13 protein-coding genes and 2 pseudogenes are annotated in these 17,950 nt (G+C 28.6%); 13 read left to right on the top strand and 2 right to left on the bottom strand.

Annotated features, from left to right (window positions below; all coding sequences use genetic code 11):
* Positions 1-601 precede the first annotated feature (601 nt).
* The gene (locus VF849_00195; protein ID HEX9232472.1) at positions 602-910 is read right to left on the bottom strand and encodes an iron-sulfur cluster assembly protein; all 309 of its coding nucleotides are present in this window, start codon (positions 908-910) and stop codon (positions 602-604) included.
* A gap of 2,357 nt (positions 911-3,267) precedes the next feature.
* On the opposite strand from VF849_00195, the gene der reads away from it, so the two are divergent.
* The 11 genes and pseudogenes from der to yihA all read left to right on the top strand — a co-directional run bounded on the left by der (position 3,268) and on the right by yihA (position 14,286).
* Entirely contained in the window at positions 3,268-4,566 is a 1,299-nt protein-coding gene (der, locus tag VF849_00200) for a ribosome biogenesis GTPase Der (GenBank protein HEX9232473.1), read from the top strand.
* Positions 4,567-4,775: 209 nt separating this feature from the next.
* Positions 4,776-5,012 (top strand): hypothetical protein, encoded by a 237-nt coding sequence (locus VF849_00205; protein HEX9232474.1) that lies wholly within the window; start codon positions 4,776-4,778, stop codon positions 5,010-5,012.
* Between the two features lie 516 nt (positions 5,013-5,528).
* Positions 5,529-6,673 (top strand): annotated as a pseudogene (locus VF849_00210) (malic enzyme-like NAD(P)-binding protein).
* A 103-nt stretch (positions 6,674-6,776) separates the two neighbouring features.
* Complete coding sequence (locus VF849_00215; protein HEX9232475.1) at positions 6,777-7,973, top strand: 2-isopropylmalate synthase; 1,197 nt, start codon at positions 6,777-6,779, stop codon at positions 7,971-7,973.
* Entirely contained in the window at positions 7,954-9,381 is a 1,428-nt protein-coding gene (gene leuC, locus VF849_00220; GenBank protein ID HEX9232476.1) for a 3-isopropylmalate dehydratase large subunit, read from the top strand. The genes VF849_00215 and leuC overlap by 20 nt, the downstream gene beginning before the upstream one ends.
* Positions 9,359-9,919: a 3-isopropylmalate dehydratase small subunit gene (leuD, locus tag VF849_00225; protein HEX9232477.1), complete on the top strand. Its 561-nt coding sequence runs from the start codon at positions 9,359-9,361 to the stop codon at positions 9,917-9,919. Before leuC ends, leuD begins: the two co-directional genes overlap by 23 nt.
* Positions 9,919-10,974 (top strand): 3-isopropylmalate dehydrogenase, encoded by a 1,056-nt coding sequence (gene leuB, locus VF849_00230; protein ID HEX9232478.1) that lies wholly within the window; start codon positions 9,919-9,921, stop codon positions 10,972-10,974. The genes leuD and leuB overlap by 1 nt, the downstream gene beginning before the upstream one ends.
* Before the next feature lie 307 nt (positions 10,975-11,281).
* Positions 11,282-11,704, top strand: a pseudogene (locus VF849_00235) (F0F1 ATP synthase subunit beta).
* 500 nt (positions 11,705-12,204) lie between these two features.
* Positions 12,205-12,456 carry an acyl carrier protein gene (locus tag VF849_00240; protein HEX9232479.1) on the top strand — a complete coding sequence of 84 codons (252 nt, stop codon included), beginning with the start codon at positions 12,205-12,207 and terminating at the stop codon, positions 12,454-12,456.
* On the top strand, positions 12,444-13,679 hold the full coding sequence (gene fabF, locus VF849_00245) for a beta-ketoacyl-ACP synthase II (protein ID HEX9232480.1): 1,236 nt from the start codon (positions 12,444-12,446) through the stop codon (positions 13,677-13,679). The genes VF849_00240 and fabF overlap by 13 nt, the downstream gene beginning before the upstream one ends.
* Complete coding sequence (gene yihA, locus VF849_00250; GenBank protein HEX9232481.1) at positions 13,666-14,286, top strand: ribosome biogenesis GTP-binding protein YihA/YsxC; 621 nt, start codon at positions 13,666-13,668, stop codon at positions 14,284-14,286. Before fabF ends, yihA begins: the two co-directional genes overlap by 14 nt.
* Here yihA and VF849_00255 read toward each other — a convergent pair.
* Entirely contained in the window at positions 14,278-14,700 is a 423-nt protein-coding gene (locus tag VF849_00255) for a type II 3-dehydroquinate dehydratase (protein ID HEX9232482.1), read from the bottom strand. The two genes, yihA and VF849_00255, sit on opposite strands and share 9 nt — an antisense overlap.
* A gap of 235 nt (positions 14,701-14,935) precedes the next feature.
* Here VF849_00255 and VF849_00260 point away from each other — a divergent pair, with 235 nt between their 5' ends.
* Together VF849_00260 and VF849_00265 are read left to right on the top strand one after the other, a co-directional pair.
* On the top strand, positions 14,936-17,371 hold the full coding sequence (locus VF849_00260; GenBank protein ID HEX9232483.1) for a POTRA domain-containing protein: 2,436 nt from the start codon (positions 14,936-14,938) through the stop codon (positions 17,369-17,371).
* Positions 17,372-17,424: 53 nt separating this feature from the next.
* Positions 17,425-17,946, top strand: a complete 522-nt coding sequence (locus VF849_00265) for an OmpH family outer membrane protein (protein ID HEX9232484.1) — start codon at positions 17,425-17,427, stop codon at positions 17,944-17,946.
* Positions 17,947-17,950 lie beyond the last annotated feature (4 nt).

Here is a 17,950-nt window from a genome sequence, read left to right on the forward strand (position 1 = left end):
AAGGAATTATAGAAAAAAAAAAAAAACTGAAAGGAACATTGAACAGTAAATATAAACAGCGTTCAATGTGCATGACTAGAAATATCCATCGCAAAATAAATACAAATGTATGATAAATAAAAATTGGAAACAAAAACCAAGAAAAATAAATACTTAAGCCATAAAGGCCCCTAAAAAAAATTTTAGTAAAAGCTAGAATACTCCTAAAATAAAAATAAATTATTCTATATAATAGATTAAATCTATTATAAAGTATTTACGCTCTAATTTTTAGAGTTTAAATAAAAACTTTTTTTCCATATATTCTTTGATAAAGATGAAGCTCCTCAATAAATTTATAAGCTAAATACCAAGAATTATTTTTTGTTCATAAAAAACAGACATTAAATAACTATTTAATAGTTCCAATTTTAGAAAAAAATTGGAACTCTTCCAATAAGTCCAAGTATAATTGGATCATTTTTCATGGGGAGAATTCTAAAATATTACCATGAAAAATCATAGATACGATATTCATTCTTTCAGAAAAATAAAGAATTTTATGCTCCATATAATCTCTCTGAGATGGAGCTTTTAAAGATCTTTTGCAGATCTAATTTTGTTAAAATAATATTCCCAATGCTACTCTAGCATTTTCACTAATCATTTCCATACTCCATTTTGGATCAAAGGTAAGATCCAGTTTTACTGATCTAATTTTTTCAATAGTTTTAATTTTTTTTTCAATTTCAAGAGGTAAAGTTTCAATCATAGGACAATTATATGTCGTAAGAGTTATCAAAATTTTTACTTCAAGATTTTGACTTACCTGAATATCATAAACAAGACCTAAATCATAAATATTTACCTGAATTTCAGGATCTGGAATCTCTTTTAAGTAAAAAAGAACAAGTTTTTCTAAATTAATCATATAGAACCTAATTCATCCAAGAAAAATATTGGATAACCTAGTTGTCCAACTTATTCCAGAAGTTTATTAACATCTACAACTATTAAACTCCAAAAGTTTTCAGTAGGAATGTATTTATTCGCTGCATTCTTAACATCTAAAGATGTAACTTACTGAAGATATTTTAAATAATTTCCCCAATAGGGACCTAAGCTCATATAGAGTAAATTTTGCTCTAACAGAGAGATATTCTAAACCTATACCCAATTTTTTCTTTTTTATAATTTTGAAGTTCTTCATAAGTTACGGGTTACTGCTTATGCAGTAACTTATGACCTTACTTGAGTGTAAACATAAAATGAACTAATATGTTTGGAATAAGATTAGAGCATACATTCTATGCACATCCTTTACTTATATTTAAAAATAATCTACACTGTTAGCTAGTAAAGCTGATAAATAATCAAAAGTATTTTTTCTAAAATCTACTTTATTCCCACCCAAAATGGGTTATTGATTCACATAAGGAATATCTACAAGTCCAATTGCAGTTTTAGAAAGTAATGGAGGCGTATCATACTTTTTATCAAAAGTAGGAGAAATACTTAATAAGTAAAAATACTTTTCACTTATTTTTTTAGCCTTTTCTAGATTAATATCTCCTATGAAAATTAAATAAGCTACATTAGGTTTAATATAGGAACGAGAAAAACCATCGAAATCTTTAATATTATTTAAACTATCAATAGTTTTAATTTATCCAAAAGGATGGCAAAAAACAAAACTCTCTGAACCCGTTTTGCGATAGTATGGGGATTTTTTTCATTTATTTTTAAATAGACAATTTTTTGTCCAATTATCTTTTCAAACTCTTTAGTATTATTAAAAATAGGATTAAATAGTACATCTCTCATTATCGAGAAGGAATAGAATAAATGGATATTTAATCAAATGATGCAGAAAATTTAGTTCCAATAAATCCAATATTTTGTACTCTTTAGTACTATTTTTGGTTCCAGATCGAAGCATGTACAACCAGATTTATTTCCTTCGTAAAATAATACTCTATCAAACAGTAAATTAACATAAACTATAGGAAATTGATGATTTTCTCAAATAATAATTTTTAATCCATTCTCTAATGAGAATTGTTTTACTTCTTCGAATGTTAAAATATTTAACATAATAAAATTATTTAGGACCTAAAATTTTAATATTAAGACGTTGAGACTTATTAAAATATTTAATCGCAACTATTTTTACGTATTCCACTTTTATTTGTTTATATTCTTGTAAAGAAGTATTTATTCTTTATGCATTCTAAAAATGCATATGGAAAAAAGATAGACTTTCAGTTATTCCCAACATAGTTTAATTTATTAAAAAATTATCTTTCTAAGTTATTAACTACTTTTTCTAGTTCTCTTATGCTAATTCCTTCATTTTTTTATATTTATTCATATAATGCTCTAGAATATCTAAGTCTACTCCAGTATTTTTTATTGCACCCTCCATTGACTTAAAAAATGAAGCTGCATTAGCAGCTAATTTATTTTAACAACGTTTTTTAAACGAGAACTTTCTCCTATAGAAAGCAATTTCTGTATTATATCAATAACTTTAGTGTCTTTATTAATCCTAGCAGGAGTTCGATAAGCAAAAACTAGCGATGGAACAACTACGTTTTTTTAATAGCAAATGGGAAAGATTTCTTCGTAAATAAATTCTTCTTTAATTGCTAAAACGGTAATGGGTTTAGGGATAGTCTATCATTTTTTATGTTGATTTAAAATCAATTTTCTCCAGAAAGAACTAAAACAGCATTGTTAGAAATATAAAAAGTTTAATAAAAATTTATAGAATCCATTTATGAGGATTGTCTAAACCTAGTCCTATATGGATGCTTTTTTAAAAGATGTTTAGGTACTTCTTCAAGTAGAGAAGAGAGCAAGGTTCTCTATACTTAATTTTTTTTACTCTTTTACCACTTTACGTTGTATATCTATACTTTTTTTTATCAATTTTAGCATTCATCATACGTTCTGATTATAACAGAAACCTAAAGCAATATCATTAGATGGTAAAATATCATAGGAAAAAGTTTCATCAGGAGTAGTATAAGGCATTCGTAAGGCCACCATTACTCATTACAAGTCTCTCCTCTATTAATATTTTTCGAACATTAAAACATCAAATGTTCGAAAAATGTGCGAATCCTCTACGACCTTCCAATTCATTTTTAGATCCAACATGTATAACAATGATATTACAACCAAGGGCTATCCTTATGCAAAATTACCTTAAATCCATTGGAGAGAGTTTTCTATTCAAAATAAATTTTTTATATGCATATATTAAAACTAATTTATATCTGAAAAATGAATTTTATTGCAGTTATAGTTGGTCGTTCAAATGTAGGAAAATCAAGTTTATTCAATAGAATAATTGGCCATAATAAATCTATTGTGAATGAAAAAAGTGGTGTAACAAGAGATAGAGATTATGGATTTTCTGAATGGAACGGTATAAGCTTTATCATCGTGGATACAGGAGGATATACTCTTAGTAAAGAAATTATAGAAAAAAAAATAAAAAAACAAGTGTATCTGGCAATTGAAGAGGCAGATATAATTTTATTTGTTGTAGATATTATGGATGGACTAACAAATCTAGATTTAGAAATAGCTAAATTACTTAGAAAATCTAAAAAACAAGTATTTTTAATAATCAATAAAGTAGATTCTAAAAAATATATTTACCATTCACTTGAATTTCAGAAATTAGGATTCAGTAATTATTTTTGTATATCATCATTAAACGGCTGGGGTACAGGCGATTTTCTCGATAAGCTAACAAAAATATTTTCAAAAATTTCTAAAAGAGAAACAAAATATTTAAAAAAATTTGCTATAGTTGGTCGCCCAAATGTAGGAAAATCTACAATTATTAACACTTTTTTAGGGGAAGAAAGAGCTCTAATTACGAATAGTTCTGGAACTACTAGAAATAGCATTGATACATTTTATCAAAAATTTGGAATTGAATGTGTTTTAACAGATACGGCAGGTATTAGAAAAAATTCAAAAATAAACGAAGATTTAGAATTTTATTCTATTCTTAGAACGATAAGGGCGATAGAACGATCCACTGTTTGTTTATTGGTAATTGATGCTGTTAGTGGATGGGAAAAACAAGATATGAATATTCTTAGAATTCTTAAAAAGAACGGAAAAGGATTTATTGTTATTGTTAATAAATGGGATTTGATTGAAAAAATAGAAAAAAAAAAAAATGAAAAAAAAATAAAAGAAAAAATCTCCTATTTTGAGGATATTCCTATCTTTTTTTTTTCAGCTTTCTCTAAAGAGAAGAAGGAGATATTAAAAATAATGGAAGAATTAATGAGAATTAATGAAAATTGTAAAAGAAAGATAAAAACAAAAGTTTTAAATGATTTGTTTTTACCGATTATTTTCAATAATCCTCCTCCAAAAGTTAATGGAAAACAAATTAAAGTAAAATATTGTACTCAATTCTCCAAAATGAGATTTGTTTTTATTTCTAATAATCCAAAATATGTTAAAGATTCCTATAAGAGATTCTTAGAAAATAAATTACGGGGGTATTTCAGTTTTTTAAAAGGGATTCCTATTAATATTTATTTTAAAAATGCGTGAAAAAACCTGTTTTCATTGTGGGTGTAATCTTCTTAAATAAGAAAGAAATTTCTAAAATTTTGCAGTATCATAAACTTAATAAGTTTTATGAGCTTAATGCTCATACAGGTATGATTACTAATAAAAAAAAAAAAATAATATAAATATATTTTATTTATTTTTCGAAAAAATTATAGAAAACTGGTTGATTTTGAAACGATAAAATTACTTTGATTAGATTATCTGTTACATCAATCCATTGTAGTTCCTGTATATGGATTATTGAAAGTTTACCCAAACTCCATACTGGAATTATACAATCAACGGTAAATTTTACAACCAAAAAGATCTGTGTTCTTTTCAATAAGAAAGAACTACCATTAAGCAAATTAGCTTATTTTCTTAGGAAACTTGGTTATACTCCAAATTTTAATGAAAAATCAATATATAATTCTATAAAAAACTGATCTATCAAATAGATTTTTATTTTTTTTTTCCTTGTAAATATTATGCTATTAGCTATCCCTGAATATATAGGATATGGAGATAAATGGCTAATCGAAAACAAATATTTTTTTAGAATATTAATGTTAATCCTATCTTTTCCAGTACTATTTTTTTATTATGCAAATTATTTCCAATCAGCATACTTTACTTTTAAAAATAAATGTATCAATATTGATTTTCCAATTTGTTTAGGAATAATAACAATTTTCTGGCTAAGTATATACGATATAACCTATAATTTAGGTACAGGCTATTTAGATAGTTTAACTGGTTAGTTTTTTTTTCTAGGAAAATTTTTAAAAAAAACTTATCAAGATTTAGATAAATATTAAAATTTTTTTTTATTCAATATCTATTCTTGGGCTTAGAGAAGGTATTGAAGAAAATATTTTTCTTTATTCTCTAATAACGGTAGTAAAAATAATCCAACAATGATAGTAGCTACAGGCCAGCTATGTTTATTTTATAAAAGATAAATGAACCAAAAATTACAAAAAGAAGCTTTAGAATATAATGAAAAATTTACATCTGGGAAAATACAGATTTCTCCAACAAAGTAGTATGGTAGTCAAAAAGAATTATCTCTTGCTTCCTCTACAGGCGTTGCTATTCATTGGAAATAGCAAAAAATATGAATAATATTTATAAATACACAGCTAAAGTAATCGCTGTAATTTATAACGTAACAGCTGTATTAGGCCTAAACCTGTAATGTAAGGAAAGGGTTTATTATTCAAAATCTTCGCTGGTATTGATGTTTTCGATATATAAATTAATGATAGAGATACAGAAAAATTTGTACAAGTAATAAAAGCTATATCACCTACTTTTGGTGTAATAAATCTTGAAGATATTAAAGCTCCAGAAGCTTTTAAAATTGAAGAAAAACTAAAGAATGATATTGATATACCAATCATCCATTCCGACCAACATGGAACAGCAACAATCTCTGGGGCAGCGTTAATAAATTCTTTGGAATTGACAAATAGAAACATAAAAAATGTGAAAATGTCATTAATGGAGCAGGTGCTGCTGCAATAGCTTGTGCTAGAATTTATTAAAAACTTGGGAAAACATTATTATGTTATATAGCAAAGGGCAAAGTTCCAGAAAAGACTTAACCAAAGAAAAGCAATAATTCGCAGTTGATGCGTCTCTAAAAACCTTAGAATAAGCAATTAAAGGAGCAGATATTTTTTCTGTTTCTCTTACAGTAAAGATGCTTTTGAAGATGTCTGAAAATCCTATTGTTTTTGCTTGCGCTAATCCTTCTCCTGAAATAGAATATGAATTAGCTGTTAAAACAAGACAGATATAATCCCAGCAACAGGGCGTAGTGATTATCCCAATCAAGTGAATAACGTATTCGCATTTCCTTATCTATTTAGAGTAGCTTTAGATGTTCATGCTAAGAAAATTAACGAAGCAATGAAACTTGCTGCCATCCAATCTCTCGCTTCTCTAGCTAAAGAATCTGTTACAAATAAAGCAAAAGTTGCTTATAATAAGAATCTTTTGCTTTATTACAAATAAAGCAAAAGTTGCTTATAATAAGAATCTTTTCTTTGGAAAAGAATATATTATACCCAAACCACTTGATACCCGTTTGATAACAATGTTACTGCAGATACTGCTTTAGCTGCTATAAAATCTAAAGTAGCTCCCTATTCTAGATTGGAAGGCATACGAAGCTCAACTTAGTAAAAGAGTAAGTTTTTGACTTAATGAAAAAAATAAAAATTTTTGATACTACTTTACGAGATGGAGAACAGATTCCTGGGTGTAAATTAAATACCTACGAAAAAATTCGAATAGCTCAACAACTAGAATTTTTAGGAGTGGATATTATAGAAGCTGGGTTTCCTATTTCTAGTCCAGGTGATTTTAAATCTGTAGAAGAAATTTGTAAAAATATTACAAAACCAGTAATATGTGCGCTTACTCGAGCAAAAAAGAAAGATATAGAAGTTGCTGCTTCTGCTCTAAAAAAGGCTATAAATCCAAGAATCCATACAGGAATAGGAACATCTAATTGGCACATAAAATACAAATTCAATAGCACCCCAGGTGATATTCTGGAAAGAGCTATTGGAGCTATTAAGTATGCTAAGAGCTTTGTTGAAGATGTAGAATTTTACGCAGAGGATGCGGGTAGAACAGAAAATGAATTTCTTGCTAAAGTTTGCGAATTAGCTATTAAAGCTGGTTCTACCGTATTAAATATACCAGATACAACAGGATATTGTCTTCCTGAAGAGTATGGAGAAAAAATACGATTTTTAAAAGAAAATGTTAAAGGAATTCATAGAGTAACCATTTCCACGCATTGTCATAATGACCTTGGGGTAGCTACTGCAAATTCCTTGTATGGAATAATTAATGGAGCTGATCAAATTGAATGTACAATTAACGGAATAGGAGAGAGAGCAGGAAATACAGATTTAGGAGAAATCGTAATGATAATGAAACAACATAACCATTTAGGTTTTTCCACTAATATTAATACAAAATTTATATTTCCAACAAGTAAACTGATCTGTAAGTACACAGGAATTTATGTACAAGCTAATAAAGCTATTGTTGGAAGAAATGCTTTTTCTCATTCATCTGGGATTCACCAAGATGGTGTTCTTAAAAAACGGGAAACTTACGAAGTTATAAATCCTAAAGAAGTAGGTGTTGAAAAATCTTCCATAATATTAACGGCTAGAAGTGGCCGTGCTGCATTAGCTTATCGATGTAGAAAACTTGGATATTTTACCCAAAAAAAAGATTTGGATAATCTTTACTCTCTTTTTCTTAAAGAAGCTGATAATAAAAAAGAAATTTCGGATAAAGATCTTATAAAGATGATAAAAAAAATACCGTTGACATCTCTGAATCTGAAAAAGATTAAAAGTTATGGGAAAAACACTTTTTGACAAAATTTGGGATGCTCACACCGTAAAAAATATAGAAGGGGATATCTACATTTTATATATAGATATACATTATATACATGAGGTAACAAGCCCTCAGGCTTTTAATGAGGTAAAAGAAAGGAATCTTACCATCTTTAGACCAAAGAAGATTATTGCAACTACAGACCATAACGTTCCTACTACGAATCAAAATTTACAAATTAAAGATCCCTTAGCAAAAAAACAAGTGAATACTCTGTCAAAAAATTGTAGGAAACATGGAATTCAGTTTTATGGTGTAGGTACTCGATATCAAGGAATAGTTCACGTAATAGGTCCAGAATTGGGGTTAACTCTACCTGGAATGACTATAGTCTGTGGAGATAGTCACACTTCTACTCATGGAGCTTTTGGCAGTATTTCTTTTGGAATAGGTACGAGTCAAATAGCTATGGTAATGGCTAGTCAATGTATTCTGCAGAATAAACCTAAACAAATGCGTTTTCTTGCAGAGGGTTTTCTTAGAAAAAGTGGGACCCAAAAAGATGTCATTCTATATATTATTTCCAAATTGGGTTATTTTGGTGGTACAGGTTATTTCGTAGAATATTCTGGACCTCTTTTTGAAGAAATGAGTATGGAAGGTAGAATGACTGTATGTAATATGAGTATAGAAATGGGGGCAAAAGGAGGTTTAGTCTCTCCAGATGAGACTACTTTTAAATATATAAAAAGTAAAAAATTTTCTCCTAAAAGAGGAGTTTTAAAAAAATCTATTTCATATTGGAAAACCCTTTTAACTGATAAATGGGCAATTTTTGATTATGAATACATTTTTGATGCTAAAAATATTAGACCGATGATTACTTACGGAACAAATCCTAGCATGGGTATAAAAATAAATGAAAAAATACCCAAAACGAACTTTTCTAAAAAAGAATTGGAAAAATCTCTAAGATATATGGGATTAAAAATAGGGGAATCTCTTATAGGGAAACGGATAAAACATGTATTTATGGGAAGTTGTACTAATTCTCGCATAGAGGACCTCCGACTTTTCGCTAAAGTAGTAAAGGGTAGAAAAAAAGCTAATCATGTTCAAGCAATGATTGTACCAGGATCTAAAAAAGTTTATTATCAAGCAAAAAAAGAAGGATTGAATAAAATCCTAAAAGAATCTGGATTTGAACTTAGACAAGCAGGATGTTCAGCCTGTATTGGTATGAATGGAGATAAAATACCTTCAGGTGAATATTGTGTTTCCACTTCAAATAGAAATTTTGAAGGTAGGCAAGGTCTAGGTTCTAGAACGTTACTAACAAGTCCTTTGGTAGCAGCTATTATTGCTATAGAAGGAAAAATTGTTGATATTGATGAATTTTTAAAAAAGAATAATATTTTCCATAATGGAAAAATTCCGACTACTTAGGAGTACGGCTGTACCTATACCTATAGAAAATATTGATACAGATCAAATTATACCTGCAAGATTTTTAAAAAATACTTCTAAAGAAGGGTTTGGAAAAAATCTTTTTCGAGATTGGCGTTTTAATCCTGACTTTGTATTAAATAATTCCCTTTATGGAGGGAAAATTCTAATTTCTGGAAGAAATTTAGGATGTGGCTCAAGCCGAGAACATGCAATTTGGGCTATCCTTGATTATGGATTTAGAGTAGTTATTTCAAGTGTTTTTGCAGACATTTTTAAAGAAAATGCTCTAAATAATGGTCTTCTTACAATAGAGATTTCTGAAATTTTTTTAAAAAATATTTTTGAAACTGTTATTAAATATCCAAAATCCATTATTTCCGTTGATTTGGAAAATCAAAATGTTTTTTTAGAAAATCATACAGAAAAATTTAATATAAATTACTACAAGAAAACTTGTTTTATTGTAGGATATGAAGATATAGAATATTTAGCAAATCTTAAAAAAGAAGTTGATTTTTTTGAAAATTTCAAATAATGGAAAAAAATATTGCTGTTCTAGCGGGAGATGGAATAGGTCCAGAAGTAATCAAACAAGCACGTAAAGTTTTAAATGCTATTGAAAAAAAATTTGGTCATACTTTCAAATATCTTGAAGGTTTTGTAGGTGCATCTGCTATAGATGAAACTGGAGATCCCTTACCTACAGCAACTTTAGATATTTGCTCAAAATCAGATGCTATTATTTTTGGTACGATAGGTAATCCTAAATATGACGATAATCCCAAAGCAAAGGTAAGACCTGAAGAAGGATTACTCAGGCTAAGAAAAATAATGGGATTATACTGTAATATAAGACCCATAAAAGTTTATCCCTCTATGCCTCCACTTAGAAAGATTCAGACTTATGGAAATATTGATTTTGTCATATATAGAGAATTAACTAGTGGCATCTACTTTGGAAAAAAGGGACGATCCATTGATGGACATGTAGCTTACGATCATTGCGTCTACTCTGTAAGAGAAATTGAACGAATAGGACGAGCAGCATTCGAAGCTGGACTAAAAAGACGTAAAAAACTTACTTTAATTGATAAAGCAAATGTGTTAGAAACCTCTAGGTTATGGAGAGAAACTATAAAAAAAATGAGCAAAAATTATCGTCAAATCCAGTTGGATTTTCTATTTATCGATAATGCTGCTATGCAACTTATTATAAATCCTGAAAGGTTTGATGTAATTTTAACGGAAAATATGTTTGGAGATATTTTATCAGATGAAGCTAGTCTTATAGGGGGATCCATTGGGCTTTTACCATCTGCATCTATAGGGGAAAAAGTCTCCCTGTTTGAACCTATACACGGATCATACCCTCAAGCTGCAGGGAAAAATATCGCAAATCCTATAGCTAGTATACTTTCTGTAGCAATGATGCTGGATCATTTTGGGCTTTTTAAAGAAGGGAAAGAAATATACAAGTCAGTAAAATATTCTATTGACAAAAAAATGGTAACTAAAGATATTGAAGCTTCCTCACCTCTAGGAACTGAGGAAGTTGGAGACTTCATTACAGAATGTATTTTACAAAATTAAAAAACTTAAAATGCTTAGCCAAAAGGGAAAATTATTGGACCTGTAATTGATGTAATCTTTGAAAAGACTTCATTTATTCCTAAAATTTATGAAGCCCTAGAAGTTTAGGGTTTTTACGGTAAAAAACTTCCTATGGAAAGCACATTGTGTAATGTGCATATCTATGGATTATACTGACTATATGGAAGGTTGTGATGGATCTAAGTAACGAGTAACGCAAAATTAGAATAACTTTACCCCACAAAATAGGTGGAATAAAGGTTATTGATTTTATAACCCTTATAGTGTGTGGAGCTGGACGGTTTACATTTCTGTATTTGCTGGAGTTGGAGAAAGAACTAGAGAAGGAAATGATTTACTCCGTGAAATGATTGAATCAGGAGATGAATTAATAAAATACCTGAAAAAAGGTAAATGGGCAAAGTAGATCAAGATGCCTTGAAAAAATCTAAAGCAACTTTTGTTTTTGGCCTTCTGTAGCCAGAGCTCGTGTAGTTTTATCTGGATTAACCCTTGCAGAATATTTTAGATACTGTAAAAAAAAATAAAGGAATAGACGTGCTTTTCTTTATCGATAACATTTTTCGTTTTACTCAAGCTGGTTATCCTTCAGCTGTTGGCTATAAACCCACACTAGCATCTTAAATGGGCCATTACATCTGTACAAGCAATTTACGTTCCTGCTAATGCTACAACATTTTCTCATCTTGATGCAACAACTGTACTTTCTCTCTTCTTTGGGAATTTATCCTTCACTCTAGACTCATCTTAAAGAATTCTCAGCCCTGAATGTGCGACGTGTAAAAGAAGTTCTACAAAGTATAAAAACTTGCAGTATATCATTGCTGGTGAAGGAAGTAACTGTACTACTGTATGTTTAGTGGAGTTAGGCATTGTATCGATATTAATAAAATATTTATTTACATAACTGTGTATAATCTGGTTTAAATTTAAAACTTTATTCCACATAATGGAGAAAAAATATCCAGTAAATGCTGGACTCTTTATATTTATTAGTGATAAATTTAGAACGTTCTAGGGAGTGTGAATCTATTGAGTCCATACTAAAAATAGTAGTGATACTGGGATCAGTCACGATTAATGGAGTTAGCCTAACTGGATAATAAAAAAATTTTTTTTTAGTGTAGTTGTTATTCCATATACTTCTGAAAAAAGAGGAGTTAATTTGGAATTTGATATTATTGTAAAGTACATCTTAATACAGACAGTATGAATAACATAGAATCAAGAGTAAAGGATATTTTAGCAAAAAAATTAGGAATTGATGAACTTCCCCTAGAAAGTTCTCTAATAAAAGATTTAGGTCTAGATTCTTTAGACTATATAGAATTAATTATGACTCTTGAAGAAGAGTTTCATATTAAAATTTCTGACGAATATGTGGAATCTATCTTTAGGATAAAGGATATTGTATTTTATGTGAATAGTCTTATTAAGAAAGATTTAAAATGCCCCATTTAAAAAGAGTAGTTGTTACTGGGTTAGGAATACTTTCCCCTATTGGAAATAATGTAGAAGATTTCTGGTTCTCTCTTGTTAAAGGAGAGAACGGGGTTGATTTAATCAAATATTTTGATACTAGTAATTTAAAAACTAGATTTGCATGTTCTATTAAGGGATACTTTCCAGAAAATTTCTTTTCTAAGAAAGAAATTAGAAAATTAGATTCCTGTACTCAATATGGAATTATTGCCTCGGAAGAGGCAATTAAAGACAGTGGGTTAGATTTTTCTAAAGAAAATAGAGAACGTATTGGAGTTATTTGGGGATCAGGAATGGGGACTTCGTCCGAATGTCACTTACTTAAAAATGGACTGTATAGTCCATTTTTCATTCCTAAAACAATGAAAGATATCACTTCTATTTTTCTGTCAATAAAACATGGACTTCTCGGTCCAAGTTATGCAACTGTTTCCTCTTGTACATCTTCAGCAAATGCACTTTTCCATGCATTTAATATCCTCCAATTAGGAAAAACAGATGTTATTATTACTGGAGGATCTGAATCAGCTATCACAGAAACGTGTATAGGGGGGTTTAACGCTCTAAATGCTATTTCTACAAAAAATGAAAAACACAAAAGTGCTTCACGTCCTTTTGATAAAAAACGTGATGGCTTTGTATTGGGAGAAGGAGCTGGAAGTCTAGTACTCGAGGAATATGAACATGCGAAAAGCAGAAACTCTAAAATTTATGCAGAAATTGCTGGTATGGGAATTTCTTCTGATGCACATCATATAACAGCTCCACATCCTTTGAGTCTTGGAATTATCCATGCTATCAAAAATGCTATAGATGATGCAAAAATTAAACCATCAGAAGTTGAACATATCAATGCGCATGGACCTTCTACTTACTTAGGAGATCTTTCTGAGATAAGAGCTATTAAAGATGTTTTTGGAAAAAGCGTTTTTAATATAAATATTAATTCAACAAAATCTATGACGGGACATTTACTTGGAGCTTCAGGTGCTATAGAATCCGTAGCTTCTATATTACCCCTTTCAAAAGGCATAATTCCTCCTACGATTAATCTTTCAGAAATTGATGAAGAAATCGATACTAGGTTAAATTTAACGCCTAAAAAAGCTCAAAAAAGAACCCTAAACATTAGTTTGTGTAATAATTTTGGATTCGGAGGACATAATGTTTGTATAATATTTAAAAAATATGATAGATTATAATATCCATAGTGTAAAATTTATATCAAGCAGTCAAAAATTATCAAAAATTCCATTATTTAATTTAGCGGAATATGCCTTCTCTGGAAGATCTAATGTAGGAAAATCTAGTTTAATCAATATGATCCTAAATAGAAAAAATTTAGCTAGAACATCTTCTTATCCAGGTAAAACAAGATTAATTAATCATTATATCGTAGATAAAAAGTGGATATTGGTAGATCTACCTGGATATGGTTCTTCTAAAGTCTCTAAAAAAGAGAGATTTAATTTTCACCAATCAATTTTTGATTATATCTTAAAAAGAAGAACCCTTTTATGCTTATTCAATTTGATTGATAATAGATTTCCACCTAAAAATATCGATATAAGTTTTATGAGATGGTTAGGTCAAAACCAAATACCTTTTTGTCTGGTTTTTACCAAAACAGATAAAGTAAATAAAAACCTTTGCCAGAAGAATATTGAGCGATATAAAAGAATTCTTATTAATGAATGGAAGATTTCTCCTATTTTGTTTAAAACTTCTTCTAAAACAAAACAAGGAAGAGAAGATATACTTAAGTATATTTATCATACGAACATAAACATTTTAGATTTTTTAGATTAAAGCCATAATAGCTAACTCGTATGAGCGTAAACCAAAACCACAAATACTTCCATCACACACAGAAGAGATGAATGATTGTTTTCTGTAAGGTTCTCTTGCATAAATATTTGTCATATGGACTTCTATTACCTTAGCTGGTATGGATCGTATAGCATCCGATATAGCAATAGAAGTGTGTGTATAAGCTCCTGCATTAAGTACAATACCTACTTCTGTAGAAAATCCAACTTCTTGTAGTAAATCCACAATACTTCCTTCGTGGTTACTCTGACGAGAAATAATCTCTATACCAGAGAAATATTTCTTTTTCAGTTTTTTGAAAAAACTTTCAAATCGTTCAACCCCATAAAAATCAGGTTCTCTTTTCCCTAAAAGATTTAAATTTGGGCCGTTAATAATTATTACTCTTTTCATTTAGTTTTTTTTTAATCAAAAATTCAATAGAGGTCTGGGAATATTGAACCTAAAATAAAATTTTGTTAATGGAGTAGATGGTACTAGGGTAGATAGGTTTAAAACATTAAGAAAAAATAATAAATATTTTAAATTTTCCTCTTATGCTCTGATGTTTTTTTGATACAAAATTTATTTTAAATACCTAATTTATGACATTCAAGGGCTTTTTAGATCCCAACTATTAACTAAGCGAATGAAATTTACTCTATATAATTTTTTTTTATGTTTATTATTTTTTATATTGCCTTCCATAGGATATGGGGATAAATATAAAAAAGAGAGTACTTACATCTTATCTGGGGTTAAGATAAAAGGAGTTTATCGAAATTATGTTAAAAAAAAAGTTATTAACATAATTTACTCTAAAATAGGTAAGGAAATAAAAGGAAAAAAAATTAATGATTTTATAAAAGATCTTTGGAAGACTAATCTTTTAAAAAATATCTTTATTTTTGTGGAAAAAATAAAGGGAAAAAAAATTTTTTTGAAAATTCTTATCGAAGAAGTAGATAAGCTCTCTGATTTAAAAGGAACTGGGATTTACAGGTCAAACATACAAAAATTTAATGTTAAAATTGGTAGTAAAATAAATGGAGATTTTCTTAGTTCTCTTAAAAAAGACATCCGAAATGATTATATAAAAAAGGGATTTCCCTATGTAATCGTATTTGTACATCCTGAAAATAGGAATAAAGAAGCTTTAAAAAAGCTTCATGTACAAAAAGGACCTGGAATAAGGATAAAAAAAATTTTTTTGGAAGGGAATAAAAAGGTATCAAGTGAAGAACTTGTTAGTTCAATAAAAAAAAAAGTTAAATTATTAGATATCTTGAATAAAAAGAAATCAACTTCTGTTACAGAAGTTGAAAAAGATATTATCGATAAATACCAATCTTTGGGATTTCTAGATGCACATATAGTATCAAAATCTATTTTGAGATTAGATGAAAAAAATTTTTTGCTAAAAATAAAGCTTTATGAAGGTAAAAGATATCTAATAGGAGATGTTTCGTTTATCGGTAATACGGTATTCGAAAAAAAACAATTAAAAAAATTATTGAATTTTGAAAAGGGAGATCCTTATAATCCTATTGGTATAATAGAAAGTACAGAAGACCAAAAAAACGAATCTAGTATTTATTCTCTTTATTTAAATAAAGGGTATTATTTCTCTAAGGTTTTTACAGTAGAAAAATCTGTTAAAGATCATAAAGTTTATGTAGAAGTTAGGATAGAAGAAGGAAGATTAACTTTTTTTGACAGAATTACTTTTTCTGGAAATTTTGTAACTAAAGATCATGTTATTCTCAGAGAACTGAAAACTATTCCTGGAGATGTATTTTCTGAAAGAAATATAAAACAAACCTTTTTACATTTAACAAGGTTAGGAATTTTTGACAATAATAATATTTTCCCATTTTTTATAGAAAAAAAGAATAAAAATACTGTAGATCTTGAATGGAAACTAAAGGAAAAAGTATCTGGTAAATTTAAAATACAAGGTGGATATGTAGGGAATCAGTTGATAGGAAATTTAAATATTTATTTAAATAATCTCTCTTTAGAGAATTTTCTTAAAAAAAGATTTTATCATCTCTTTCCAGAAGGAGATGGACAAAGGTTATCCTTATCTGCTCAAGTTTCTAAAAATTTTCAAAATTATGGATTTTCTTTTACTGACCCTTGGATAGGAAAGTATTTTCCAACTTCTTTTTACTTTGAAGGAAACTATTCACAAAATTATAAAACTAAAATAGTGAAGGATGTTAATCATCTAAATAAAAAAGATGATTTTCAACCAGAAAAAAATAAAAATATTGGATTTTCATCTGGAATATCTAGGAGGTTAAAATGGCCAGACGATTATTTTTCTTGGACAGCTTTTGTTAATTATAATTATTCCCATTATTCTTATGGAGAAGAATGGGCTTTCAAAGATTTATCCAAAGTAAGGGTAATCCATGACTTGAGATATTCATTTTCATTGAATAGAATATCCTCTGTACCAGATCCTATTTTTAAGGTAGGTGGGTCAGAATTTGACATGACAACTGTTTTTACTCTTCCATATTCTCTTTTCCAGAGAAAAAAAAATAAATATACCCAAAAATGGGTGGAATATTTAAAAATAAAACTTAAAACTTATTGGTATAAGAGTTTTCTACAAAAATTTGTGTTAAAAACTGGAGGAGAGTTCGGATATTTAATGAACTACAATAAATATAAAGAGATACCCTCATTCCAAAGATTTTTCATTGGAGGAAATGAATCCTCTAATCTTAAAAGTGGTAAAGATTATACTCCTTTGAGAGGATATCCTAATCCAGGAATATTTGGAGGAATTTCTCCTAAAATAGGGGGATTATTTTATAATAGAATTCTTATGGAAGTTCGTTACCCTATTCTTAGGAATGAATATGGAATAATTTGGTTATTAGGTTTTTTGGAAGGGGGAAATGTTTCCTCTCATTATAATTTTTATAAAACATTTCAACTAAAAAAATCTTTTGGATTTGGATTCAGAACTTTTTTCCCAATTTTTGGTACTTTAGGCGTTGATTTTGGATATGGTTTAGATCAAAAAACAGAAAACGTCCATAAATGGCAAATACATCTTATCCTTGGGTAATTAATCTTTTTTATTTTTTTTAATCTAATTTAGAATTTTAAATATTTGAATATATGAAAAAAAAAATTATTTTGATTTTTTCTATTTTTTTATTTTCTCTATTTTGCATTTATTTAGCACCAAAAGAAACTAAAAAATGTCTAAATACAGAAAATAAAGAAGTCTGTCTAAATACAGAAGAAATTCTAGAAAGAATTACAGAAATAGATAAGGTAAAAGAAAAATTAGTAAAAATTGGGAAGTACCATCAAAATATTTTGGATCAAATAGAAGAAGAAATACAGAAAACAATGGAAAAATTTGTGGAAGATCCAGATTCTGTCGAATTAAAAGTAGAACTGGAAAATCTCCAAAAAAGAGGAGAAGCTTATCAAAGAATTGCTTTTGATGCCTTCAATCAAAAACAAAAAGCTCTTATGGATCCACTCTATAAAAAAATGGAAAATGCTATTAATAGAGTTATGGAAAAAGATAAAAGCATAATTAGAGTACTTGATTGTAGTACTGGAAAATGTGTTTTAGTGAATAGGGGCCCTAATATAACAAAAAATGTTAAAAAAGAACTTGGTATTTAGGGTG

This window comes from Blattabacteriaceae bacterium, assembly GCA_036390115.1.
Classification (GTDB): Bacteria; Bacteroidota; Bacteroidia; order Flavobacteriales; family Blattabacteriaceae; genus DASQPV01.